Source organism: Candidatus Symbiopectobacterium endolongispinus (assembly GCF_018777385.1).
Lineage (GTDB): Bacteria > Pseudomonadota > Gammaproteobacteria > Enterobacterales > Enterobacteriaceae > Symbiopectobacterium > Symbiopectobacterium endolongispinus.
Map to the genome: position 1 here is coordinate 1 of NZ_JAFJYB010000002.1, position 22542 is coordinate 22542.

At 45.4% G+C, this 22542-nt stretch carries 26 protein-coding genes and 8 pseudogenes; 1 reads left to right on the plus strand and 33 read right to left on the minus strand.

The features are described 5' to 3' along the window. Positions 1 to 60: 60 nt before the first annotated feature. The 24 genes and pseudogenes from JZM30_RS06385 to JZM30_RS06500 form a co-directional block, all read right to left on the minus strand. On the minus strand, positions 61 to 444 hold the full coding sequence (locus JZM30_RS06385; protein WP_252318023.1) for a phage head closure protein: 384 nt from the start codon (positions 442 to 444) through the stop codon (positions 61 to 63). Further along, entirely contained in the window at positions 441 to 758 is a 318-nt protein-coding gene (locus JZM30_RS06390; protein ID WP_252318024.1) for a head-tail connector protein, read from the minus strand. Before JZM30_RS06390 ends, JZM30_RS06385 begins: the two co-directional genes overlap by 4 nt. A gap of 98 nt (positions 759 to 856) precedes the next feature. Continuing rightward, complete coding sequence (locus JZM30_RS06395; protein ID WP_252318026.1) at positions 857 to 2131, minus strand: phage major capsid protein; 1275 nt, start codon at positions 2129 to 2131, stop codon at positions 857 to 859. Positions 2132 to 2143: 12 nt separating this feature from the next. After that, a pseudogene (locus tag JZM30_RS06400) lies at positions 2144 to 2970 on the minus strand (head maturation protease, ClpP-related). Between the two features lie 64 nt (positions 2971 to 3034). Beyond that, positions 3035 to 4364: pseudogene (locus tag JZM30_RS06405) on the minus strand (phage portal protein). After that, positions 4364 to 6136: pseudogene (locus tag JZM30_RS06410) on the minus strand (terminase large subunit). The pseudogenes JZM30_RS06405 and JZM30_RS06410 overlap by 1 nt, the downstream one beginning before the upstream one ends. Then, a pseudogene (locus JZM30_RS06415) lies at positions 6087 to 6550 on the minus strand (phage terminase small subunit P27 family). Before JZM30_RS06415 ends, JZM30_RS06410 begins: the two co-directional pseudogenes overlap by 50 nt. A gap of 163 nt (positions 6551 to 6713) precedes the next feature. Beyond that, positions 6714 to 6971, minus strand: coding sequence for an HNH endonuclease signature motif containing protein (locus tag JZM30_RS06420; RefSeq protein ID WP_308167139.1), 258 nt, complete (start codon positions 6969 to 6971; stop codon positions 6714 to 6716). A gap of 366 nt (positions 6972 to 7337) precedes the next feature. Beyond that, positions 7338 to 7526, minus strand: coding sequence for a lysis system o-spanin lipoprotein Rz1 (gene rz1 / locus JZM30_RS24295; protein WP_367115944.1), 189 nt, complete (start codon positions 7524 to 7526; stop codon positions 7338 to 7340). Positions 7527 to 7922: 396 nt separating this feature from the next. After that, positions 7923 to 8129 carry a hypothetical protein gene (locus tag JZM30_RS06430; protein ID WP_252318029.1) on the minus strand — a complete coding sequence of 69 codons (207 nt, stop codon included), beginning with the start codon at positions 8127 to 8129 and terminating at the stop codon, positions 7923 to 7925. 66 nt (positions 8130 to 8195) lie between these two features. After that, complete coding sequence (locus tag JZM30_RS06435; protein ID WP_308167140.1) at positions 8196 to 8786, minus strand: Rha family transcriptional regulator; 591 nt, start codon at positions 8784 to 8786, stop codon at positions 8196 to 8198. 104 nt (positions 8787 to 8890) lie between these two features. After that, positions 8891 to 9388: a lysozyme gene (locus JZM30_RS06440; protein ID WP_252318031.1), complete on the minus strand. Its 498-nt coding sequence runs from the start codon at positions 9386 to 9388 to the stop codon at positions 8891 to 8893. Continuing rightward, positions 9381 to 9572 carry a phage holin family protein gene (locus JZM30_RS06445; protein ID WP_252318032.1) on the minus strand — a complete coding sequence of 64 codons (192 nt, stop codon included), beginning with the start codon at positions 9570 to 9572 and terminating at the stop codon, positions 9381 to 9383. Before JZM30_RS06445 ends, JZM30_RS06440 begins: the two co-directional genes overlap by 8 nt. 50 nt (positions 9573 to 9622) lie before the next feature. Then, complete coding sequence (locus tag JZM30_RS06450; RefSeq protein ID WP_252318034.1) at positions 9623 to 10168, minus strand: RusA family crossover junction endodeoxyribonuclease; 546 nt, start codon at positions 10166 to 10168, stop codon at positions 9623 to 9625. 261 nt (positions 10169 to 10429) lie between these two features. Further along, positions 10430 to 10873, minus strand: a pseudogene (locus JZM30_RS06455) (phage N-6-adenine-methyltransferase); the annotation flags it as partial. Positions 10874 to 11280: 407 nt separating this feature from the next. After that, a complete protein-coding gene (locus tag JZM30_RS06460; RefSeq protein WP_252318036.1) occupies positions 11281 to 12132 on the minus strand; it encodes an ATP-binding protein in 852 nt (283 codons plus the stop codon). Further along, the gene (locus JZM30_RS06465; protein ID WP_252318038.1) at positions 12129 to 12899 is read right to left on the minus strand and encodes a replication protein; all 771 of its coding nucleotides are present in this window, start codon (positions 12897 to 12899) and stop codon (positions 12129 to 12131) included. Before JZM30_RS06465 ends, JZM30_RS06460 begins: the two co-directional genes overlap by 4 nt. Next, a complete protein-coding gene (locus JZM30_RS06470) occupies positions 12892 to 13185 on the minus strand; it encodes a hypothetical protein (RefSeq protein ID WP_252318040.1) in 294 nt (97 codons plus the stop codon). Before JZM30_RS06470 ends, JZM30_RS06465 begins: the two co-directional genes overlap by 8 nt. Position 13186: 1 nt before the next feature. Further along, on the minus strand, positions 13187 to 13408 hold the full coding sequence (locus tag JZM30_RS06475; RefSeq protein ID WP_252318041.1) for a hypothetical protein: 222 nt from the start codon (positions 13406 to 13408) through the stop codon (positions 13187 to 13189). A 282-nt stretch (positions 13409 to 13690) separates the two neighbouring features. After that, the gene (locus JZM30_RS06480) at positions 13691 to 13942 is read right to left on the minus strand and encodes a single-stranded DNA-binding protein (RefSeq protein ID WP_252318042.1); all 252 of its coding nucleotides are present in this window, start codon (positions 13940 to 13942) and stop codon (positions 13691 to 13693) included. Positions 13943 to 14119: 177 nt separating this feature from the next. After that, positions 14120 to 14743: a YqaJ viral recombinase family protein gene (locus JZM30_RS06485; RefSeq protein ID WP_252318043.1), complete on the minus strand. Its 624-nt coding sequence runs from the start codon at positions 14741 to 14743 to the stop codon at positions 14120 to 14122. A 142-nt stretch (positions 14744 to 14885) separates the two neighbouring features. Then, the gene (locus JZM30_RS06490) at positions 14886 to 15236 is read right to left on the minus strand and encodes a hypothetical protein (protein ID WP_252318044.1); all 351 of its coding nucleotides are present in this window, start codon (positions 15234 to 15236) and stop codon (positions 14886 to 14888) included. After that, the gene (locus JZM30_RS06495; RefSeq protein ID WP_252318045.1) at positions 15236 to 15523 is read right to left on the minus strand and encodes a hypothetical protein; all 288 of its coding nucleotides are present in this window, start codon (positions 15521 to 15523) and stop codon (positions 15236 to 15238) included. The genes JZM30_RS06490 and JZM30_RS06495 overlap by 1 nt, the downstream gene beginning before the upstream one ends. A 591-nt stretch (positions 15524 to 16114) precedes the next feature. Beyond that, positions 16115 to 16387, minus strand: coding sequence for a Cox family DNA-binding protein (locus tag JZM30_RS06500; protein WP_252318046.1), 273 nt, complete (start codon positions 16385 to 16387; stop codon positions 16115 to 16117). A gap of 227 nt (positions 16388 to 16614) precedes the next feature. Here JZM30_RS06500 and JZM30_RS06505 point away from each other — a divergent pair, with 227 nt between their 5' ends. Then, a complete protein-coding gene (locus JZM30_RS06505) occupies positions 16615 to 16944 on the plus strand; it encodes a helix-turn-helix domain-containing protein (RefSeq protein ID WP_252318770.1) in 330 nt (109 codons plus the stop codon). Positions 16945 to 17155: 211 nt separating this feature from the next. Here JZM30_RS06505 and JZM30_RS06510 read toward each other — a convergent pair. From JZM30_RS06510 to JZM30_RS06550, 9 genes and pseudogenes are all read right to left on the minus strand, one after another. After that, positions 17156 to 18071, minus strand: a pseudogene (locus tag JZM30_RS06510) (Rpn family recombination-promoting nuclease/putative transposase). 251 nt (positions 18072 to 18322) lie between these two features. Then, complete coding sequence (locus JZM30_RS06515) at positions 18323 to 18538, minus strand: site-specific integrase (protein WP_252318047.1); 216 nt, start codon at positions 18536 to 18538, stop codon at positions 18323 to 18325. Then, the gene (locus JZM30_RS06520; protein ID WP_252318049.1) at positions 18535 to 19032 is read right to left on the minus strand and encodes a hypothetical protein; all 498 of its coding nucleotides are present in this window, start codon (positions 19030 to 19032) and stop codon (positions 18535 to 18537) included. The genes JZM30_RS06515 and JZM30_RS06520 overlap by 4 nt, the downstream gene beginning before the upstream one ends. Next, positions 19026 to 19406, minus strand: coding sequence for an Arm DNA-binding domain-containing protein (locus JZM30_RS06525; protein WP_252318051.1), 381 nt, complete (start codon positions 19404 to 19406; stop codon positions 19026 to 19028). The genes JZM30_RS06520 and JZM30_RS06525 overlap by 7 nt, the downstream gene beginning before the upstream one ends. Positions 19407 to 19607: 201 nt before the next feature. Further along, positions 19608 to 20761, minus strand: a pseudogene (locus JZM30_RS06530) (tyrosine-type recombinase/integrase). After that, entirely contained in the window at positions 20644 to 20991 is a 348-nt protein-coding gene (locus JZM30_RS23880; protein WP_308167141.1) for a helix-turn-helix domain-containing protein, read from the minus strand. The pseudogene JZM30_RS06530 and the gene JZM30_RS23880 overlap by 118 nt, the downstream one beginning before the upstream one ends. Positions 20992 to 21103: 112 nt before the next feature. After that, positions 21104 to 21775, minus strand: a pseudogene (locus tag JZM30_RS06540) (phage N-6-adenine-methyltransferase); the annotation flags it as partial. A gap of 187 nt (positions 21776 to 21962) precedes the next feature. Beyond that, positions 21963 to 22394, minus strand: a complete 432-nt coding sequence (locus JZM30_RS06545; protein WP_308167142.1) for a YqaJ viral recombinase family protein — start codon at positions 22392 to 22394, stop codon at positions 21963 to 21965. Further along, positions 22378 to 22524 (minus strand): hypothetical protein, encoded by a 147-nt coding sequence (locus tag JZM30_RS06550; protein WP_252318053.1) that lies wholly within the window; start codon positions 22522 to 22524, stop codon positions 22378 to 22380. Before JZM30_RS06550 ends, JZM30_RS06545 begins: the two co-directional genes overlap by 17 nt. Positions 22525 to 22542 lie beyond the last annotated feature (18 nt).

Sequence of the window (22542 nt, forward strand, 5' to 3'; positions counted from 1 at the left end):
CGACGGATCCTTGCGCGATTAAAGACAAATTCTTTGGGTTGATGAAAATCAATATGGAGATTATCCAAAATCATTTTCTCTTTCTGGTTGACTGCTCATTTCTTCACAGGAAAAAGACAGAAAACGACCCGCACTGTGGATATCAGCAACGCCACGTATGAGGTAGACGACACCGTTAATCAGTGCTTGATCACTTGAGTAAAGCGATTGTCTGTATCTCACAATGATTTTATGCGTGATGGTTTTGTTGATTTGAAAAGAGTAAATGCGAAGTGTGTCACTTACGGGGATCAATTTTCCACAGACGGTATGTTCGTCTTGATTTGCTGCCTGTATCCCGCTGCCGCCTATCGGTTCATCCTGTCGCGTATAAAACCACACGCGCTTATTTAACTCCCCGGGATCGGGGAAACGGGAATACGGTCTACTATAATGCGGCTTCATAGGCCGCTAAGCCTGTAGTCATTAACTAAAAACTTAAAAAACGGAAAAACATACAACTGCTCCATATCGGATATCCCCCCACGATGCTCATATAACCCCGTCACCAATAGCAACATCCCCTGAACAATCGCCGCATTGATAACCAGGCAGTTAGGGTCAGTTTCAGGCACGGATTCTTTGTAGAGATTACGGTTAAGATGTGCGATGGTTTTTTGCTCTGCTGTGGCGATATAATTCTCAGGCAGTACATCTTCATTGTTATCGTCTAATTCAATCCTGCATTGTCGTTTGACCTGTTCTTTGTTAATAAACATGGTTGTTTATTTACAGTAAAAAATGGCCTACATCGGTAGGCCACTCTGTTTAACTTGATGCTTACTGTCACTACCGATCCAAAACTGGTACTGACAGATTACCCACCATTATTACCTGATTGACCGCTTTTCCCCGCACCGCCTGCATTTGATGGAGTAGAAGGAGAGACCTCTATTTTGGTTAAATCGCCTTTGATAAAGGCTTCAGGGCGGTAAACCGCCAGCGCCAGACGCTCTTCGCAACGAATCGAGATCATGTTCTTCTCGAAATCATCGGTATTCTCGGTACTGATCACCACGTTCGCTTCTTCACGATCAAACAGTTGCGCACCTAAATTGAAAGCCCCCACCAGGAATTTATCTTTAAACTCAGCTGCTTCTGTCACGACAACAGGTAAGCCCCACAACGTCAGCGTAGTCAGGGCTGCCGGATTGGAAAGGAGATAACGCCCCAGCGTATCCTTGATAAGTTCAATCTGTGCCCAGTTGGTAAAGTGCAACACATGGCCTGTCGCGGGGATCCGTGCGAGTTGCGCTTGTAGCATGGCAAGCCGCAGATTATCGATCGCGGTTCGATGTGCTGGTTTTAATTCTGCTTTGAATGCAGTGGCTTGAGTAAAGATCCCGTTCAGGTTTGAACCGGTACCGTCACCGAAGAGAATTTGTTGCTCTTCAACGTATTTCAGGCCATAACGCAGTTCCATATCGATAATCGAGGCCAGTTGCGAAAAATCATCCAGAATTTGCTTGGATGCCTTAAACATATGTGTAATCGTGCGAACAGGTACTGCTGCCTCTTCAAATTCAATCGTGCTATAGGGCTTGGCGGTATTTTCCGCGACAGTCTTGGCATTATTGGTAAATCCTTTCTGCTTCACGTAATAAATCGTGTTGCTTTGCGTCTTTCCACTGGCAATCAAATCACGAATAAACAACCGTTGCGGCGGCTTGGTTAAGATGTCTGCTTGACGGTCGTGGGCAACAATCGTTCCGGCGACATCCGATGAAATAAGTGCGGCATTAATCGGCGCGACTATCCGTTTGCTGGATTCCATGCCCGAGCCTAAAGCCTGTACCACCTCCATGCCAACCACTTGTTGACCGATAGAACTCACCACGTTCAACGCATTGGCGACGGGCATTTGGGCAATATGTTGTTCAACTTCGCCTACCTGGGATTTCAGGGTTTTTTCTGCTTCTCGTAAGGCGTTTAATTCGACCGCCATTTTATCAACGGCCGCCTTGGTTTCTGCGGAAAGTTCACCGGATTTTTGCGCTTCCTTCAGGGCTTTCTCTGCCTGGGCGCTATATTTGCTGCTGGCTTCTTCAATAGAAGCCGTTACTTTCTTAAACATTTCATTAACATCAGACATACTATCTCCAGTTTAATGGGGTGTCGACACCAGACGACGCAAGGCATTATCCAGTTGTGTCAAGGTCTCGGAGGAAACCTCAGGGGTAGCGGACAGCGTACCGTGAGAGGGCGTGATAGCGCTCGGCATATCACCCCGTAAAGCTTTAAATAATCGTCGACGTTCAGCGCGAGGTGTATTGGTTTTCGCCAACAGTGCATCCAGTTTTCTCAGTGCAGCGGTAGGCGAATCGTTATCCTGTTGTGTGCTATCAGCGGGCAGGAAGGCATCCGCAAAACCTTTCTCCACCGCTTCGCCGCCATTAATCCAGGTTTCATTATCCATCATCGCGGTGACCGTCTTTTCATCCATGCCGGTTCTGGCGACGTAAACATCCCGCATGGCAAAATCAAAGGGGGTCATTTTTTCGGCAATGTCGGCAAAGTCATGGCGATTACCGACTGCCATGCCCCAAGTGTTGTGGATCATCAGGAAAGCACTGCGCCCGATTTGTATCTCATCACCAGACATGGCAATGATTGAAGCGGCTGAGGCCGCTAACCCCAATATTTTCACGGTCACTTTGCCAGAGTATTCGCGTAACTGATTGTAGATAGTCAAGCCTTCAAACAGATCGCCCCCTGGCGAATTGATATTGACGGTGACATCTTGACCTTCCAGTGAACGCAAGATTGCGCCAATTCGTTTAGCGGTGATCCCTTCGCCTGCCCAATCCTGCCCAATCCTGCCCAATCCTGCCCAATCGTCTCAAATATCGATAGCGTATTATCATCCTGGCTTGATGCCCTGATGCTGCTGTTCCATTTTGCTAATGCTGACGGGGAAATTTCACTGGTCATTTTCGGACAGGGAAAAACCGCCGGTAATACCGGAAGTGCATTTTTTCATCGGGGAAAACCCCAGTTATTCGTTGTCTTGCGTGACGCTAGGTGGGGTCTGAGAAGATGCTTTGTCAGGAAATAACCAGGCATTTAGCGCGGCTCGTGTTTTTTCGCCGTCATTCTTCTGCCCCAGTTGATCGAGTGGCGTCAGGTTCAACTGAACGGTATACAGGTCTCTGCCATCAATCGGCGTCAGATTTTCCAGTCTCCTTACATCATTGCGACTCATCCAGCCATTTTGTAGCGCAGTCGTGTAATAGGCTGCTCGACCCGTACTATCGGTCCTGAGCAGTCCTTCAACAGAAAATTCTGCAAAATAATCATCGTCATTATCGAGCAGACAGCGGGCGATTTCCTATTCAATATTCACCAATAAGGGCCGTAATGTATTGGTCAGGAAAATCAGGTTCATCCCTTCAACGCTGGATGCCCAACTACTTTGTTTCGTAATATGACCGACCATAAACGGCTGAACGCGATACCAGCGGCAGATTTCTTCTACGCTATGATCGCGGCTTTCCAGCATTTGTGAGGTTTGCGGATCGAGGGTGATACCATTAAATTTCATACCTGCTTCCAGCAACATCACTTTGCCGGTATTTTCCGATCCTGAAAATCGCTCAAGCTCTTTATTAAACGTTTCTCGTTGCTCCTTGCTGAGTAATCTGTCGAAAGTGACAAAACCGGATGCCAACATGCCTTTCTGGAAATACCGCGCGGCCGTTGTTTCGAGCGACATCGCGGAGCCAAACACCTCACGACCCGTTTTCAGCGGCATCATGCCGCAAATGCCGTCTAATCCGAAACCTCGGATGTGCATCATGTCATTATCTGCAATAACTCGCGGTTTTAATGAGGAATAACCGGGTTTGGTGTCGTTGGTATAGTGGTATTCCAGTCGCCCGTTATCACGCCGTTTAACGGTGATGTTTTGGGGTAATAGTGGGACGAGGGAGACCAGACGCTGACCGACCTTCTTTTTTTCAACAAAGGCATTACCGCGTAAACACAAGCTGGCAACAATCATTTGGATAAAACGCGACGGTGTCATTTCCAGGTTAGGACGACGACACAGGATAGGATAAGCAGGGTGTTGCTGTGCGAGGCTGCGTGAACCATCCGGTTCGCGGTGATACAGATTTGAGCGGTAAGGTGGATATTGATTCACTCAGCAGACGCACACAAGCACAGACGGCGGAGAGTTGCATCGCTTTATCAGCCGTGACTACTTGCCCGCTCTTACTTTGGCTATAGTCATGAAACGATGACAGCTTATCGGTTAAATTCTGCGGCACCCCTAGCCAGTTGAGCACCGCGCTTTTAATTTTGCCAGGAGAGTTATGTTTTTTCACTACAGTCCTACCATAATGGGGTTTGTTAAAAAGCCATCCAGATCACCGGTTTCTTCGTCAACAACTTCAGCAGCACCTATTGCCATTGCCAGCGCTACCACACCGTCAATACGCCCGTTACTGCGACGTTTGCTAAAAACACGATTACCGTTTTTATCTTCTTCAATAACGGCATTCGCGGCGTTCCAGCGAAGGCAGGGATTGAAATTAATACGTAATTCGCCCACGAGAAGATACTGTTCAAATAATTCAATGGATCTTGGCATCCAAAGTCCGGATTGTTTCGCTTTGCCGAAGCCTTGTCCGTGAGGGGTTAATACCGTATTCACCCCTTCGTTTTCCAGTTCTGGCCTTAAATAATCAATATGATACGCATCGTAGGCAATACTGTTGAGGGTATATCGTGCGGATAATTCCGCTATCCGTCGGGCAACAAAGCCCAGATTAATCGCATTCCCTGGCGGAGCGTTAAGATAGCCGTTTCTTAACCAGGCATCGTAAGGCACTCTATCCACCCTGGCACGCTCCAGTAAGGTATCTTTCGGTGTCCAAAACTCGACATAAGCCACTTTTTCTTCCGGCCAATAAAGCGCCAGTGCCGTTAAATCCTGTTTACCGGATAAATCCAGCCCACTGTAGCAGGGTGAATCTGCTAACGTACCTAAATCCAGTGTAGTTTCTTCGCATGCTATCCAGCTATCACTGTTAATCCAGGGATTCTCTGCATCGACCCACTGACAGAAATTAAGACGACGAACCAGGCTCTCTTTGGACGGCATCCACCGCGCTTGCGTGATTTGCTCCTGTAGATAGCGTTCGCTGATCGTATGTCTGAGTGATGGATTGGCTTTTTTCCAGCAGCTTGTCTCCTTGAACGGATCATCGCCTTCATCCAGCGAACAGATGAACGCGAAAAAGCTCTCATCCTCAATTCTTCCTTATGCGACTTTACGGCCGTATTCGTGATAGTCGTAGCAGACACTGGTTTTGTCGTGTCCACTATTGGTGATCATGAAAATCAATGCCTGTTGGCGTCCTTTTGTGCCCGCCCGCATCATTTCCACAACCTGATTACTTTTGTGTTCGTGAATTTCGTCAATCAAAGCACAGTGAGGACGCGGGCCGGATTGCCCATCATCGGCGCTGATAGGCCGGAAAAAGGCACGGGCTTGTAGAAAGGCCAAATTCCATTCCTTGCCTGCCCCACCGGACTTCTGGATCCGTTCGGCCAACTTTGGCGATTGGTCTACCATTGCGACTGCATCACGAAACAGGATCATCGCCTGGTCTTTTTTGGTGGCGGCGGCGTAAACTTCGGCTCGTGCTTCATTATCGGCAACCAGACAGTACAACCCAAATCGGCAACCAGACAGTACAACCCAATACCCGCCGCCAGAGGGGATTTACCGGCTCCTTTTCCTGCCTCAACATAGGCCATCCGAAACCGGCGTTGTCCTTCGCTATTTTGCCAGCCGAAAAGGGATCCAACGATAAAACACTGCCATGGTAGTAAATTAAACGGCTTGCCTTCATAGGTACCCCGTTTAATTTCAGTACCTTGGAAAAAAACGGATGGCACGCTGAGCAGCCGCTAGATTCCACACTATTTCGCGAGTACTCTCCGTGGCTAAATCCCGCAAGTGACGTTGACAGGCGTGACGAATATCGGGGCCAGCAAGCTCCTGACCTGAAACCACCGCGGTGGCATAGTCGGTAGCTAAATCAGTGAGCAAAGAATTCGTCGAGTTCGTCAGGGTGTTTTTCTTTTTCATGCGTCCTCACCTTTGTCCTTGCCGCTGGCGTGAGTCCAAATTCAACCAGATAGCTCTTAAAGCGCTTATCCGCATCAGCCAGCATCGAAACGGCTGGATTCGCCTTGATTAATAGGCCGTTTTGAGAATGCACCTCAAACGTTTCACCGTTGCTCTCTATCAAGGCGCGATACCGCAGGATCTCAGCGTAAATATCACACAGCCTTTCCAGCGCAAAAGCATCGGCAATCGTTAATACGCCCATGCCATTTAGCAGCAGAGCCAGCCGCTCCCAGGTTTTGCCGTATTGGATAAGTGTTTTGGGTGAGGGGCTAAATAGGGTGGTGTGGTAGGCTCTGCGCTATTGAGCGGTCGTCTACCCGGATTACCGGCGATTATTTTACAGGCAGTCGGTTTAGGTCGTCTTCCTGCCATAAATACGTCTTTTTTGTTAAATAAAACCATAAATTTTAAAATATATTTATTTTCAATAATATAAGGTGCGATCAAAAAAGTTTTCATTTCGCGACTGTGCGTACATAGGGGGCACATGGGTCAGAAAGCTTTATTTACTGGAACTTTTAACCCGCCCTCCCCATTATATTGTGGTATTCCAATGACTATTTGGATTATTCGGCATGCCGTTTTCGTCACAACCATAACCTTTATTCCCTTTCTCCATCCGTTGCTTGGTCGTGTTATGATGTTGAGCACAAAGTGGCTGCCAGTTATTTTCATCCCAGAATAATTTCTGAGATTTTTTTACTTCTTCGGCTGTCTGAGCAAAGCGCAGACGATGCGGTACAATATGGTCAACGACAGTAGCAGGATTAATTAAATCACTTTCCAGGCACATTACACATAAGGGATTTCTGGCAAGAAAAGCCCTGCGCTTTATCCCAGCGAGCATTGTACAGTTGGGTTTTCTTCATTTGGCTTTTTCATTCACGGGTTTATTATTGATTGGTGATTCAGGCAACGGTGGCTAGCGGTACAAGCTTTCTGAATACCCTGGCAACAATATGCATAGTGAAACTGAGAATTACCAAGATAAACACCCACCAGATATTCTTTTCTATCCTTTTGATAAATAAGTACTTTATTGTTTATCTCTGTCATGCTTACACGACAATCAATCCAGTTCATTAATTCTTCGCTTCCTGTTGATGAAACAAGACGACTTGCCGTACATAATCCTGCAAGCCGTTTACCTGCTCTTCCGCTATTTCGATTCGCCGTATGAGAGTGAAATAATTTCGTTGAGCGGTGTCTGTAAGTCTGGCGCGGGTTGCATCATCCAGGGCGGAGGGGGTGGTATTGGCGGACACATTGGAACAGGTTGCTTTGACGTGCAACCGGCGACGACTAGTAGCCACATCGCGCTCAAGCTGGGTAATAAGTTTCTTATCATGTTCAAGTGCTTTGGTGTGTTGTGTATCCAGCGCTGAGATGATCTGCATTTGATGGCTTAACTGCTCAAATATAACCTGTTGTTTTTTCCTATCCGATACAGCAATCTTTCGTGCTTTTTCAGCGTCTTAATACAGTGTCCAGTAATACAGGGTTGCACCTGACATTGAGGTCAGTAGCAAAGCGATAACAAGAGGAATTTTCCAGTTCATTTTTCTACACAATACGCTATACCGTTAATTGATCTCAGTGTTTCAAACTTTACCTCAAATATGGCTTTCGCTTTTTCGCAACGCTCTTTTGATGAAAATTCCCGACTACTCACCGAGGCAAAATCAGTTTCTGCAAAAGGAGCAGCATACATAGCAAAAATTAATATCCACATGGGATACACTCGTTATCTTTTGATTTGAGGCTGGTACTTTCCAGCCCACACTTTGGCAACATGTAGACAATCTACAAACATTTTACCTTTTGCGCTGGCGGTATTGCGGCAATAATGTTCTTTCGCTATGTCTGCACTGATCCGTGCCACAGATTGGTCATATCCTTGCTTTATCAATTCAGTTATTACATGTTTTTCAATGAATTCTAGGTTGTTCATCTTGCTTTAAATTCCTGGTATCTGGAAAATCGCCAAGATCGCATAGAAGAAGTTGAGAGAGTTTTTTCACCTGTTCTTCAACGATTTTAATTGTCTTTTTTCTCTTCTGCGTAACGCCATTAGGCTACTACCTTTTTGACCGTGCTCTATGAAAGAATACTTTTCAGCCAGCGCGACCCGATCTTGCATCTGCTTAATGGCGAGTTCCGTTAAACCGGACAAGTCGAGAAGGTTAATATCTTGACCACCTTCTAACTCAGTCATCCTGTCGAACACGGTTGCCTGTAGTTCGTAACTGTAGCTCATTGCCATCAAACAGGCTTCACGCTTGGGGAAGCGGTAGCAGGGAAGATCACGACCGGCGCTGTCTTTGTACTGAGCAAAAAATTTTGCTGAGTGCTCGCCTAACACTTTCGGCACTTTTGTTAAAAAGCTTCTGTGTTGTAATTGTCTGTATTTCTTACAAGGGAATGATAAGCCTTCACTTTTTGCTTTTGATGCCCGGTCATTGTTTATGTATTCAACCATCTCAAGGCTGCCCATGGTTGAGCTGTTTAGATGTGTGGAGTACGACAACATTTGAATATTGCATTGCGTTTTCCTTTTGAAATGAACCTTTACCGCACAGGAAATCAGCCTATCGAGGCTTGCCAGCACTAACCGACTTCCTCAAAAGTTTATTTCAAATGGTTCAGGTTCGATATGATGATTTGCGCAGCGGGGCGCTATCGGTATAGAAAAGTCTTAATCGATGCTAAGGCTCATTGAGTTGGATTGGTTAGTGAATTTGGATTTAAACAAAGTTCTCGCTCTACCGAACGGCGATTAATGAGTCCCTTTGATACTTTGCCTTCATCATACTTCCATCGGCGCATCTGGTCACAAGCGCCGTGAATATCTCCGGCGTTCAACTTTTTGAGTAGCGTTGAATTGGCAAATGCTCCACTACCGATGTTGTAAACAAATGAAGTCAAGGCGGCTTTCTGCAAATCGGTAAGCGGAACAGTGACACAATGCTCAACGGTAGAACGTGCTATCTGCAAATCCTGCTTCATCAACAGGTTGCATTCTTCTTCGCTATAAATTTCCCCTGTCGTAACCTCCTTGCCAGTATGACCGTGACAGACAGTGAGCACACCGCCACCATCACGATAAGGTTTATAGCGCTTACCTTCGTGCCACTGCACCAAGACGGCAGCCAGTGCTAATACGCCGCCTGCCGCTGACACCAGAAGGCGTTTTTTAAGTTGGCTATTCATTGAGATTTCTCGTTCGATAACGATATTCCTTGTGCCGGTAATACCAGTTCAGTCCAACGATCAGCACTGAACAGATAATACCCGTAATCAGTGCCCACTCACTGAGTGATAGCGCACCGCATAGGAACGTTTTTGCACTGGCACCATAGGCAGTGCCCATTGTGTATTTTTCAATATTATTCATGATTTTTTTTGCTTGTAGGTGTAGGCATTTAAGAGGAGCGGGAAGTGTTTTTAATACCCTGGGTGTTCAGAACATCGCTTAATGGCATTAATGCAGATATTCTGCTTTTCGATCGAAGAAGTTGCAGACATCGCCTGTTGCCAAACATTGGTGGCACGGCGGTATAGTCCCTTGCTTTCCAGCTTTTCGGCGACTTCCTTGAATGTTGCATATTCTGTCATCTCATTCTTTTCATAATACCCGTCAATCACGACGACACATTTGCCGCCTTTAACTCCGCCGTTGTTACCTATCTTCTCAACGGTCATCACGCGAACCTGGCTATCATCGTTCCATACATTCGCTCCAGTTAACGAATCGAATACCCCTTTGGAATAATTGTCTACATCACGCTTTATCTTGTTGGGTAGATAAAGCTGCATCAATACAGAGACTTCACCTTCAAATTTTTGACAGACGGATTTCTGGCGCATCTCTTTGACAATTTTTGCCGTTGTTGCTTTAAATTCTTTGGCTTTATCACTTAAGTAAGGGCGCTTTGAATTATGTCGCCAATAGGTATTTACACTTGGCTGGAAAGGTAGCTCGATAATCATGTTTTTACTCAACACTTACTGGGAAATATTTATCTAAGAATGTTTGCAGTAATGAAAGGAGCTTTTCAGCCCTGGCTTCCCATCTACCAATAAAAAACTTAAATCAGTATTTTGAACTACACCCAGGTAAAAAATGATTGGGAGAGCAAGGATAATAAATAAAAACCGGATAAAAATGTTGATATATTTACTCATGCTTCACGCTCTTTTTAATAGTTTGTTTCTTTGGACATATGTCATTCTGCACCCAAGTTTTCTTCATGGTCGCCAGATAAACAACACACTGCCCTTGCCGTTGCCCGCCTTTCCTTCCTTGCCTGTTTCAGCGGAGATGAATGACAATCGCCCCTCGGTGATAAATCGCGCTTCATGAGAAGTTTTTATCGCTTCATGAAACCATGCTGTAGAGGTATCAGAAGGCAGTAGCATCACAATAGTCTGATTCTGTTTTCTACACTGCTCAGGCGCTTTCTTAACCCAAGGCATAATCTTGCTGTAGGGCGGATTACAGAAGATAGCACCTCTGCTATTCCAGTCGCATTTCAATGCGTCTTGCTGTTCAGTTAAAAATGCTTTGCATAGCGCGTTACTTTCATCGGCGGCGGCATCCAGTTTAAAACCAAATTCGGCATCCAGCGCTTTAAATACTTCAATAGGGGTGCGCCACCTGTCTTTGAATGACTTTGGTGTATTACTGATTAGCATATTTAAACCACTGTAGGATTTTTATATAATGCAGAGTTCCAGACTTTGTTAGTCATGCAGCGTGGGGTGGGGTGATTATTACCGCTTTCTACCAGTTTAACGGCGACATCCCATAATTCAGGATCGCTGTTAAGTGTTTTCTCAACATGATAGCCCTTCTGGGTGTATTGCTTAACCAGCCTATTGGCTTGTTTTGTACTAATGGCTTCATGTCGAAACCAGCTTTTTTTGAGCATATTATTTTACTACTCTTGAAAATTTAACAAATGCCACCATTACACCACTATGAGCGCTTTTATCGATGAGGTGGTTGTTTGGTATTGTAGAGAGTGAAAAATCCGCTACGGGCGTTTCAGCGTGGTTAAAATTGATTCCTGGGTCATGTCTGAATTATGAACCTCCTCGAGTTATGCAGCCATGCGTGAACGATAACTCTCCCACGTGAACGCCAAAGTACAACCGCCACCGTCGTTCATGCGGTCAATCACACGCTCTCCGATAAATCGGGATAGTTCATCCAGCGCCAGATTGCTGATGATTATCGTTGGCTTCATGCTCTCGTAGCGCGTGTTGATAACCTCGAACAAAATCATCTTTTCCGCCTCGCTGCCAAACTGAATGCCTACCTCGTCGATGATTAGCAAGTCAGGTTGCGTATACCGCGTGATGACATCAGCTTCTGAACATTCTGCGTTTTTGCGCCAGGTTGATTTAAACTCGCGGGCAATTCGCAAAACTGTCGTGAATAGCGCTGAACTTTGATGTTCGTTGATAACGTGTTTCGCAATCGACAGTGCCAGATGATTCTTGCCTGTACCCGGCTTGCCGCACATCACCAAACCGCCACCACGCTTAAGGCGTTCGGGCCAATGGGTTGCATAGGCGTTGCAAAGCTTTAAGCAACGTGCTGCATAGGGGTTAACTGGCTCGTAGTTATCCAAGGTGACATAGGCAAAGCGTTCAGGCAGGTTTAAATTATCCATGAGCGTTTTAATTTTTGAGCGCTTGCGGTGTTTTCCCCGCCCTGCTTCGGCTTGCTCCAGTTGGGTTAATTTTTCGGTCAGGCAAGCAGGGCATTCGCTTCTTGTTTCAATTCCTTTGCCGCGCAGTGCCATCTTGCGGCAGCGCTGTTTGAACATGCCGTGCCTGTCGCAAATGGCCCCCCTTTCCTCGAAAACCGTGTGTTCCAGTGGCTTGGGTGGTGCATTCAGGTCTGCCAGTTTTTGACGCACGGTAGTAATTTCTATGCTGTAGTTCATGGACAGTCCCTCGCCCAATCAGGTATCTGGGTTGTGCCATAGTCCTTGTCAGCAAAGCTATCTGTGACAGAATGGGGTTTCGTCTGCTGAGTTCTTCCGGGTTGATTAGGCTCGAAGAGTCCTTGCCAACCGTTAGCGATACTGGCGTTGATGATTTTTTCCGGGGAATTTCCGTTCTCACGACACTTTCCTAGCAGCTTGACAGCCTGAGTCACCGTCTGCTGGGATTTAATCGGCTTGTTGATTTCCTTGCGGTACTGAATCCAGGAATCCCAGGTTGGTTTGGGTAGCCAATCAGGAAGTTCTACCGAGCTTGGGTCAAACGATTTTGATTTTGTCAAAGAAGGGGTTTGGGGTAGTTTATGTTTTAAAATATTTCTTTCCTGTCTTTTATGTTTAGCTGATTCAGCTAAACTTTTATTGAAACTCCACTCATGATAATTTTGATTTATGGATACTTCATTATTGTGTTTAACTATCATATTCATGTTTTCAAGTTCCTTCCTAACTTTACTGACATGCGTATGATGGATCGCCGCCATTTTCCCTATTCGCGTATTTTCAATGTGTGCACACTGTTTATTCCAACCGATAGTCAGTCGATGAATGGCATCGAAAACTTTATATTGCCGAAATGTAAGAGGCGCGCGTAGTAATGCTTCTTTTAACTCATTATCCCACTTAGTAAATCCAATATCGCTTCCCGTCATGAGAAACGCCTGTTCCTCATCTTTTGATTTAAAATAGGCATAGGTAACGTTAGTCATGACAAGGCTCCTGTAAATTATTTTCTTTAAATAAATAGGTGTTTGATAAGCTATTTCTCAATTCCAATTTATCGATTTCATGCAAAATGACATCAATGTCTTTGCACAGATAATCCAGAATTTCAGGGGGCCACGGAATAGGCTTAAATTCAGCTTCTCCAGCTTCAAGATACTTATAGATGTTAGCGGCGACTTCTCTTGCTCTGATAAGCCGGTTATGACTTTCGTAAGTGATTTCTAGCTTTATTTTTTCCTGCTGTGCAGTAGAGATATCAACAATTCTCATGTTAATTTCCATCTATGCCAGTGTGCACAGGTTGACGACCGGCCCAGATTAGTCGACTGTCTTTGAACATGAAGTTGAAGGTGCGGCGATCTTGGCGTGTAAATGATACTTTGCCGTAAGGCGTAGTGGAGTATTCTGGAATGATCCAGTAGGTATCAGTGAACTCATGGCGAGTTTGGGTGGTAGCAACCATAGTGGCGGCCTCTCTAGTAGGTTCTTTCAAACCCCGCTCCTCGCGACTAAACGGGGTGGCGAGACGTAACGGGGTTAGTCGACCGGCACTAGAGAACCCGGCGAGCCTTTCGGCTCCCCCGCTACGTCCCGCCATTATAGGGGCGTAACGCTGGTTATCATGGACGTAAAAAAACCGCTTATAGCGGCTGATGTCCGCCCTAGTACTCGGGCGACTAAACCCGACACCCGTTTTGTTAAGGTGCTAAGTCTAAATATAACAGATTGACGGTAGTGCGCAAGTATGAACTGCGTGTTGGTTAACCCTCGCATTTTAAAGGGGGATCTCGGTGTCATAAAATGGGTCTGACGTTACATTTCCAGATTGACTTACTAGCGGTTGATTTTGCTGGGGTTTATTCCCCTGCTTACTGGAGAAATCAATCTCGTTAACCAGAACAACAGCGGTTGTTTTTTCTGTACCATCTTTACCTGTCCAATTTTCGAGCAAAAATTGCCCGATAACCGTAACTTTGGTTCCTCGTGTCAGATAAATGGGTAACTTTTCAGCTTTGGCCCCAAACATCCGACACTGCACCCAAGAGGTTTTCTCATGCTCGCCGTATCCTTACTTGACCGGTAAAGAAAATGTGGCAATCAACTTGCCGCTTGAAGTGCTGCGGGTCGTACAGTCACCGCCAAGATTGCCGGAAAATATCACCGTGTTTATTGTCATTTTTTGACTCGCTTATGATTGATTATTTCAATCAACTTTTTCTATAACATCACAAGTAGTTGCAACAAAATGAAGAAATTCTTTTCTTCCCATTCTGAGTTGATTTATTTCTTCCTCGCAATCTTTACGATATAGCCTGTGCGATATTAATTGCCGATGCTCAGGAAAATCCGCGCAATAGCTGACGAAATCGACCCAGTCTCGTTCAGTACAATCAAGATGGCCTATAAGTTGCCATTTGTACGCGGGGTCAAAATTTTTACGTTTCAATGTTTCAAAATGCACAGCGGCGGTAACGGACTTAATTTCAATAACACCATCATTTCCAACTAATCCGTCTGGACTATCTCCATAATTACAGCAATCAAAAAATCCGCCATTGGTTACATCAACAAAGTTTGTTTCTTCGTATAGCCTTCTGGCTATTGGCTCCTGTTCGTGTCCACGTAACATGTGCTCATTAGTGAAACTAAATTCTGATTTTTTCCCTGTAATAATTCCCAGGGCAATCTGTAACGCACATCGCTTGGCAGGTTCGCCGAAAGCTTTTCCCTGGTTGGCCATAAAACAGCTAAACTGTGATGCAGTGACCTTTCCTAAACGAAGCTCATCCCACGCTTCCGTATTTTGCTGCACATCATGCCATTGCATTAGCGCACTCCTGCTTGAGGCGTTCCCGGTCTTCCTGCGACATCTCAACATGTGCTAATACTTTATCGAGTGACCCATTATTGATGTAGCTTTGTTTGGCCTTTTCCCACATCTCAACCTGAGTAGGTGTTAATGTTTTTTTCTAAGTAATGGCAGGATAGACTCTTAATCCTTCGACATATTCACGTCCAAACTTGACATGCTCAACCTCAATCATCACGGTTAAATTCTGCCAGTCTTCGATAAATGACGAACCTGATATTTTTTTAATGACCTTGCTATTGGTTGCATTGAGAATCATTGTCTTAAGTTTTTCGTTTGGTCTAATCTGCTTTTCTTTGAAATAAGCCGTATTGAACTTGTCTTGCGTTTTCTTGGTTTTATCTAATTCCAGCACAACATGAGAGATGGTTAATACTGTCGGCTCAATGATATCGGCGCTGCTCAAATAAGGGGAATCGAACGCCTTTCTATAGTGCGTTTTGTCTTTCATTAAGCGGGCACCTCGTAGTAAGCATCACGGCATCGCATCAGATATAAAATTTGTTCAACTTTCTGAGTAACGTCGTACAAGACTTCATCGAATCCGTCGGTAGTTTCCAGTACCAGTAACCATGCGTTGTATTCATCGCCTTTATCTGCATCGGCGAGTTTTTGCGCAAGATAAGCGTTGGTTAAACTTCCGTATAAATATTCCCCACCCGGCTGACAAAATTCCTCTTCTTCAACCGTTAATTTTTTTAACGCTCGAAGAATTTCATTCTCAGTTTGAATGTCCACACTGCTTCCTTCTTCGGCGATAGCGGTTCTTGACAGTATAAAGATACGTTTTCGTTAAACAGCGGTTATCGATGCTACTTGAGGGATGAGCGGAGAGCTTTCTTTTAAACGCGAGAATAAAATTGATTAATTCGTTATCTTTATCAGGATAATTACGCCAAACATCATCAATTATCTCTTCGGTTGAACGTTGCTGTGCGTTAGCCGTACGTATAATATTCAATCTTATCTGTCGTATTCTGTACTGATCTCGATAGCGCATTTTCCGCCGTTCACGGCAACGTTGGCGGGCATCCATCAATTCATATCCCCCTACAAGAAGATTTATGGTAAGTACACAAGAAATACTTACTACAAATCCACCTATTGGTGATTTGTGTACACCTGTATCGGCATACGTCCGGTCGGAAAGTCCCGATAAACATCGGCTTGACTCCGCTTCAAAAAACAACGTTGAAGCTATCACAAATTACAGGCGCAATTTCCCTGCCATCCGCTTCACAGATTTTTTTTGCTGATACCGTATTGTTAAAGAGCAGTTCACCGCACTAAACGCTGGCTATTGACTTTTGTTCAAATTTCTTGCTTGGTTCACAATCCAAGCCACTTAAGCCAAGCATCACGTTCTTCTGCGGGACGATTAAAGTAAGCTTCTCGGACTATTCGGTTAAACTCAGGGAGATATATCCACGTTTCACTTACTCGTGAATTAGGTTTGTTCGGGTCTTTAAAATCCACCACAGGCAATTTTTCTCGTTTAATCATTAATCTGACGGCTTCATCTGTATTACCGATCAACTCGGCAAACTTTTCTATCGTTACTGCGTCAACGGGATATTGCCCTGTGTAGTCACTGTTAATCATCTGTGCCTCATGTCTTCCAGACCCTTCTAGACCGCTGTAGACCGCTCCTTACCCTTTAAAACATCAAAATGGAGCTTGACATCTGTTATGCTTAACACTGGGTGCACTTGTCGCGATTTATCCAGTTTTGTCTGGAATAAGCTACATTTGCGGTTTCTCCACACCTTTTGGTGTAAAAGTCGGAACCATTTATTATGGGTATAGATCACAAGTCGGAACCTAGTCAAATGTTAATATCTGAAAAATTTAAAGCTATCCGTAGGGCAGAAGGGCTAACTCAAGCTGAATTCTGTAAGATTATTGGGATATCCATGAGCACATTGAAAAAACTGGAAGGAAATCATAATGAACCAGGGTGGACGACGCTTCAAATCATTACAAAAAATCCTAGATTTGAAAAATACGCACTCTGGCTGATGACTGATAAAGTCGCTCCCTCTGCCGGCCAAATCGAGCCTGCTCTCACACATAGTTGGTTGGATCAATCAGAAGTTATAAGTCGAGCAAGAACGATAGCCAAAATGAAATCATCCCAATTCGACCAGAAGATTGGATGATGCTGTACGAGTTCTATTTGGAATGGAAGAAAAAACACTAAGGGTGGCAGGGAACCAGATAAACAAATAATGTTATCTTTATTGTTAATTAATGTATTCCACTCAAAAAGTGAAGTGTTACTGAAAAGAGAAAATAGCCGGCTGATACAACTAATTGATTGTACATTAAAGTAATTTCATATCTAAGCTAGAGGCAAACTAGCTTCTTGCCTCAGAGTTTATCTATTTCACTATCTGAAAGGCCAGTGGCAATCTTTATCAAATTTCGCCCTGCACCATTAGCTAGCAACTGTTGAGCAATTTTACGTGAGGCGTTTTTCTCGCCTTCATTAACCCCATCCCGTCGCCCTAGCTGGTAGCCTCTAGCTTCACCTCTAGCCTCAAGTTGTTCTGCAATCGTCATAAAATCCTCCCGGTAAGTCGGTGCTTTTTCCGCAAGGGCTCGGATAAATCCCTCGCCGTCAATCATATTTCCTGCCTGAGCTATATAATATAATAAACTCCTGCATTGTTCTTTGGAATACTGCCATGTTTCTATTAGATTAGCTAACTATACAGCAAGTTCCAACATATCGCGCGTTCTGATGTGCTTTTGTACGAGTTGCAGGAGTGCTACTCGGCGGTGCGTCAGGATCTCCTCATCCGGTATCGTGGTAACATCAACTAGCGGAAAAGCTTGCCTGTAGACTGATTCTGCCAGTTCAGGGTCAGCAAAGCAGTCAAACCATTGGGTAGTGTACGGATAGGGTGATGTGGTGCCGTGGTAAAACAGCAGCTGGATCACTACCGGCAAGGTGTCGTTGCCTTGTTCAAGGTGCCGCTGCATGGCTGCCACACTGTACCGTAGAAGCCTGAATGCCATTAGCTTTTCAGGGTGGCTCTGGTGCTCGACTACTGTATATATAACCTTTCCCCGAATTCGTCTGTACAGAGTAGAGCATATCTGAACACTGGGTGCGCAAATCGTCTTCGATAAATCTGCCGGACTCCATCGTTAGGGTGCTGAAATCGCAACGCTCTCGAAGATGGGGAGGCAAATGTACTTCCAGAAAATCTTTGGCTATAGCGATATCACCAAGGAACTTTTTGAACAGTGAATCATGTATTGAGAGTGATGATTTTGTCATGGGCACAATGTACCAAGCTAAGTTAATAAATGCCAATTGAAGTAATAAGTCCAACACATAACGACTCAACGAGCTATATTGCTTCTGTTGGATAGATAACAGAAATTGATAAATTACAAGATAAGTAATTTTCTTTCCCATAGTTCAATAATTTCTCTTTTTTCTCTTAAATAATCATACCTATCCTATCGTAATGCTTCGCTGACACACCTGGCCTTTTGTGATTTTGAAGTCTATCACGCATTTCTGCACTAACCCCCCATATCTCCTGCCAGGGTTTTAAAGGTACGGCGAATATCTCGGGGTGTAAATTTATCAAAATCGGTTAACTTACAGAATTTACGAAGTTGTTTACTGTACTCAGCGGACAGCAAATGCCCTTCTTTTGTATTGCCCGGAAAAAGAAATACCGCGTCTGGATATTTTTCTCTCTGCCGTTTCAGAATCTCAGTGGCGGTTTTATTCATTGGAATAATGTGGAAATCACTATTTTTTGATATGTGGGGGGTACTGTAAGGGTTTTATTTTTTTCATCCCATTGATCGCGAGTATTGGTCATTATTTCCCACGGGCGCTGCCCGCCGCTAAAGATACACAGCAGGGTCAATTGAGCGAAGTCTGGATGAATGGGGCAAGCTGATTCCGTTACTGAGAGCAATCTTAATAGCTCGCTGAGTTCGTCCCATGACAAAAAACGATCAAGTGCTTTATCTACCCGTTTTTGTGGTGGAATGACACTGACTGGATTTCGGTCAAGCCCGTAAATGGTTTTTCCGTTAATGTTGGCCGGATCGTTGTCCGCGAATAACCCAAAATTGAATACGGCATGAAGGTTAGCTCTAATTTTATTTGCCTCAGCGTTTGCCCCACGTTCTATAAACTCTGCAAGAACACGCTTGATCTGAACGGGTGTTATTTCTTTAGCGGGTGTCGCAGGATCAATGTACTTACTGGTTAACACTTGGTTGAGTCTGTTTTTTGTTTTGTCATAAGAGCGATTACCTTGTTTTTTTGAGTGGTGATGTAATCGTGAAACAATTGTTTTATAGTGGCGTGTTCAGCGATAGACTTTTCTGGCGCGGTGATATTGGCCGCGGCGGTGAGGGCTTTTGCGGTTGCTTCTGCGAGGGTTACCGTGGGATAATCTCCAAGTGAAAGGAATTTTCGAGCACCATCTTTATGGTACTTGTAAACAAAAATCTTTCTGCTGGAAGGGTAAACTTTCAGACCCAAGCGTCCTGTACCTCTGGTGGCTGATGCCTGCCACACGTAATATGCTTGCTCTTTGGGTTTTATGCCCTTTATCTTGCTGTCAGTGAGTAGTGTTCCTGCCATTACGGGTGCTCTTACGGGTGTCGTTATGGTGAAATACTATGTTATAATATGAAATCAGGCAACATGTAAAAATCTTTTTATTACAGTAAGTTGAAAGTAAATTAAATCATCTGTTATGAGTTAAAATCAGAAGTTATCGCCCTTCTAAGCCGTAGGTCGTAGGTTCGAATCCTACATGGCACACCATTTAAAATAAATGAGTTACGCAAGCTTCAGTCCCATCTGATTTTCCTCTTGTGTCATATTTGTGTCGTTACCATCTAGAAGTGAGTCTATTTTTTTCGCGTGCTCGGTAAGATGGTTGGGTGCCAAGTGTGCATAATGGCGAACCATTTCGATAGATTCCCAGTCGCCCATTTCCTGCAAAGCAGAAAGTGGAACACCAGACCGAATCAACCAGCTTGCCCAGGTGTGGCGCAAATCATGGAAACGGAAATCTTCTATACCTGCACGTTTAAGTCCGACTTTCCATGCGCTATTATCGCCACACCGCATTTTACGTATAGCAGCTGTCTTGGTTCCGTTTGCTCTCGTTGCCGCTTTGGTGTGGACAAACACCCAGAATGCTTTCCGATCTGCCCCTTCAGCACCCGGCATGCCGTATCATTCAGGGCCACGCCAATAGCCTTGCCCGCTTTGGCGTTCTCTGGATTGATCCAGGCAACCTTTCCCTGCATATCAACCTGTGCCCACTCGAGATCGAGAATGTTTGATCGGCGTAACCCGGTCGAAAGAGCGAAAACCACAACGGGCCTGATGCTTTCCGGCATACATTCAATGAGGCGTGATGCTTCCTCTCTGGTCAGCCAGCGTATGCGTTTACTAACCGGCTTCTTGGTTTTGATCACCGGTGCGTTTTTTATCCATCCCCATTCGTTAGCGGCAGCACGAAGCAAGGATCGCATAAAGGAAAGGTAATGGCTCTTTGTTCCGGCGCTGACTGGTTTATCCTTATATGCTGGTATCGGTTTTTCATTCCTGATTGCCGCGTTACGCTGTATCTCCCATTTTCTGCGGTGGTTGCGGTTAATCATCTTGCCGACAATCTTCTGTACTTCTGCGCCGGTAATCTTGGAGATGTCACGACCTGCTAAGTGCTGGAGAAAGAACTCAATTTTCACCTTGTCATCATCAAGGCTGCGCTTTTGTTCTTTCTCATCCAGCCACCGCATACATGCCTCTTCAAATGACTGCTGCGGCAAATCCCCTAACTCTTCAACTCTCCATGCTTCTGCCTTTAATTTGTCGTGCAGCTCCTGTGCTTGCTTTTTGTCCGCTGTCCCAAGCGATCTCCTAACTCTTTTGCCATTCTGGGTAAAGAAATGACAGTGCCATACTCCGCCTCTGAGGGTGATTGACATATTGGTTTTCCTTTTGTCTGATCACCCACGCTCGCATTGCGATTCTGGGGTGGATTTGAAAGATATTCAACACATGCGGACTTCAAGACGAGATATTTGCCGGAGTTGCCACCTGTCCGGCGACCAACTAGCTCGCCCTTGTTGATTAGACTGCTAATGGTTCTCTTTGAAACTTGCAGGTAATCTGCTGCCTGGGCAAGTGTCATGGGCTTTTCATCAGTCATGATTACCTCTACTATTTTTGGTTATGCTTTATGTGGCCGTTCATCAATTAACGCGATTGCCTGTGTGGTTGGTAATTTCAACGTCTGGCGTGCGTCATGTGGCGATCCCCTGAATCCTGAGCGCAGCACGCTGGATCTGGTTGATGAACATACGCCCCATCGATTCCAGTTCTTTACGATTGATGTAGCTGGTCGCTGGTCCAAGCCAGTTTTTGTCAAAGACGGCAATAGCTCCTGCAAAGAAAGCGCCTGACGGCTTTTGTCTATCGACCACAGGTACAAACCAATCAGGAACATCGAATCCTATTCGACCACGGATGAAAGCGATGTGGTCGGCGTCTTCAGGCCACCAGCTTTCACTCGTGGCCGCTTTGATGAGATACACATAACGACCGCCACGCTCCCGCATTGCCATGGTGTGCTGCATAATGTGAGTCATACCTGTGATGTATTGCCCTTCGTGCCTGGATGCGCGGCTGTAGGGTGGATTGGCGTAGGCGGCACCGCCGAGTTCTGCCAGACGGACAGCCTAGTCTTGTGTTAATGCGTTGTCTTCCGCCGTGTAGTAAGCTGCACACTTGGCGTTCTGATGGTCGGCAAACAGATCCAGAACGAATGGCCCGAATTTGGCATTAATTCCCCACCAGAGGGCTTCTGGTGTGCTCCACTGATCGCCGACTTCTTTCAGCATGTGTCCAGGACGCGAGCGCAGTTTGTTTAGTTTTTGGTTATAAGGTGATAACAATTCGGACTCAAGCCCACTGCAAACAGAACCGTATCTCATGCAGCATTCTCCTGATGTATTATTTTCTGTATTTCGCTTTCAAGTTCAGCAAGGAAGGAAATAACCTCAGTCTCGATTTCCTTAGCCAGATTTTCATCAAGGTGAATGCGAGTTTTGAAGTAAGATAGTTCCGGGGGCAGACGATCATCGAAGCTGACAAAATCACACCACCTGCGCCCTGTACACATCATCTGTGCGTGCATCTGTAGCAGATACTGGCACTTTGGCTCTCTCTCGTTTTCAATGTCTGAAGGTGCGTCCAGGTATTTGGGCATTTGATTTCGATAAGTCCGTCATCGTTGACCAGTCCATCGTGGCTAGCGGCAAATCCGGCAATTGTAGGGTGGCTAATCAGCCCTACTTCCGTGATAACCGCATCAAACTCATTCAGTGCGTACATCTCCCGCGCCACCAGTTTAAGTTCAGTAACGCGCTGCATGGTGGTGTTTGAGTAACTTTCTTCCACCTTTCCAGTTAGGCGCTGGCATATAAGCTCTGCCATGTAGTTCTGACGGCTGGCGGAATAGCCCGATTTGGTTTTCGCCATCACGTCAGATAAGCGGCTGGCGGTCACGTTGCCACACCGGGCGGCAAGCCATTCATCACTCCGCTGTTTCATGATCCACCTCGCTATATTCTGCATCGACGGGAATGCTTTTCTTGATGCGCTCCTTCTCTGCATTGCCGATAATCTGGCGCTCTTCCTGCGTGAGGCTCTTCCATGTTTCAGCGAAGACTTCCATGCTCATCTGAGCCGCCTCTTCTCA

What these genes read in the sequence shown, in the direction of transcription:
- JZM30_RS06385 (WP_252318023.1), bottom strand. Translation starts at nt 444, where the DNA reads ATGAAGCCGCATTATAGTAGACCGTATTCCCGTTTCCCCGATCCCGGG.
- JZM30_RS06390 (WP_252318024.1), bottom strand. Translation starts at nt 758, where the DNA reads ATGTTTATTAACAAAGAACAGGTCAAACGACAATGCAGGATTGAATTA.
- JZM30_RS06395 (WP_252318026.1), bottom strand. Translation starts at nt 2,131, where the DNA reads ATGTCTGATGTTAATGAAATGTTTAAGAAAGTAACGGCTTCTATTGAA.
- JZM30_RS06420 (WP_308167139.1), bottom strand. Translation starts at nt 6,971, where the DNA reads ATGTGCCTGGAAAGTGATTTAATTAATCCTGCTACTGTCGTTGACCAT.
- rz1 (WP_367115944.1), bottom strand. Translation starts at nt 7,526, where the DNA reads ATGATAAGAAACTTATTACCCAGCTTGAGCGCGATGTGGCTACTAGTC.
- JZM30_RS06430 (WP_252318029.1), bottom strand. Translation starts at nt 8,129, where the DNA reads ATGAACAACCTAGAATTCATTGAAAAACATGTAATAACTGAATTGATA.
- JZM30_RS06440 (WP_252318031.1), bottom strand. Translation starts at nt 9,388, where the DNA reads ATGAATAGCCAACTTAAAAAACGCCTTCTGGTGTCAGCGGCAGGCGGC.
- JZM30_RS06445 (WP_252318032.1), bottom strand. Translation starts at nt 9,572, where the DNA reads ATGAATAATATTGAAAAATACACAATGGGCACTGCCTATGGTGCCAGT.
- JZM30_RS06450 (WP_252318034.1), bottom strand. Translation starts at nt 10,168, where the DNA reads ATGATTATCGAGCTACCTTTCCAGCCAAGTGTAAATACCTATTGGCGA.
- JZM30_RS06460 (WP_252318036.1), bottom strand. Translation starts at nt 12,132, where the DNA reads ATGAACTACAGCATAGAAATTACTACCGTGCGTCAAAAACTGGCAGAC.
- JZM30_RS06465 (WP_252318038.1), bottom strand. Translation starts at nt 12,899, where the DNA reads ATGACTAACGTTACCTATGCCTATTTTAAATCAAAAGATGAGGAACAG.
- JZM30_RS06470 (WP_252318040.1), bottom strand. Translation starts at nt 13,185, where the DNA reads ATGAGAATTGTTGATATCTCTACTGCACAGCAGGAAAAAATAAAGCTA.
- JZM30_RS06480 (WP_252318042.1), bottom strand. Translation starts at nt 13,942, where the DNA reads ATGTTTGGGGCCAAAGCTGAAAAGTTACCCATTTATCTGACACGAGGA.
- JZM30_RS06485 (WP_252318043.1), bottom strand. Translation starts at nt 14,743, where the DNA reads ATGCAATGGCATGATGTGCAGCAAAATACGGAAGCGTGGGATGAGCTT.
- JZM30_RS06490 (WP_252318044.1), bottom strand. Translation starts at nt 15,236, where the DNA reads ATGAAAGACAAAACGCACTATAGAAAGGCGTTCGATTCCCCTTATTTG.
- JZM30_RS06500 (WP_252318046.1), bottom strand. Translation starts at nt 16,387, where the DNA reads ATGATTAACAGTGACTACACAGGGCAATATCCCGTTGACGCAGTAACG.
- JZM30_RS06505 (WP_252318770.1), top strand. Translation starts at nt 16,615, where the DNA reads ATGTTAATATCTGAAAAATTTAAAGCTATCCGTAGGGCAGAAGGGCTA.
- JZM30_RS06515 (WP_252318047.1), bottom strand. Translation starts at nt 18,538, where the DNA reads ATGAATAAAACCGCCACTGAGATTCTGAAACGGCAGAGAGAAAAATAT.
- JZM30_RS06525 (WP_252318051.1), bottom strand. Translation starts at nt 19,406, where the DNA reads ATGGCAGGAACACTACTCACTGACAGCAAGATAAAGGGCATAAAACCC.
- JZM30_RS23880 (WP_308167141.1), bottom strand. Translation starts at nt 20,991, where the DNA reads ATGACTGATGAAAAGCCCATGACACTTGCCCAGGCAGCAGATTACCTG.
- JZM30_RS06545 (WP_308167142.1), bottom strand. Translation starts at nt 22,394, where the DNA reads ATGAAACAGCGGAGTGATGAATGGCTTGCCGCCCGGTGTGGCAACGTG.
- JZM30_RS06550 (WP_252318053.1), bottom strand. Translation starts at nt 22,524, where the DNA reads ATGAGCATGGAAGTCTTCGCTGAAACATGGAAGAGCCTCACGCAGGAA.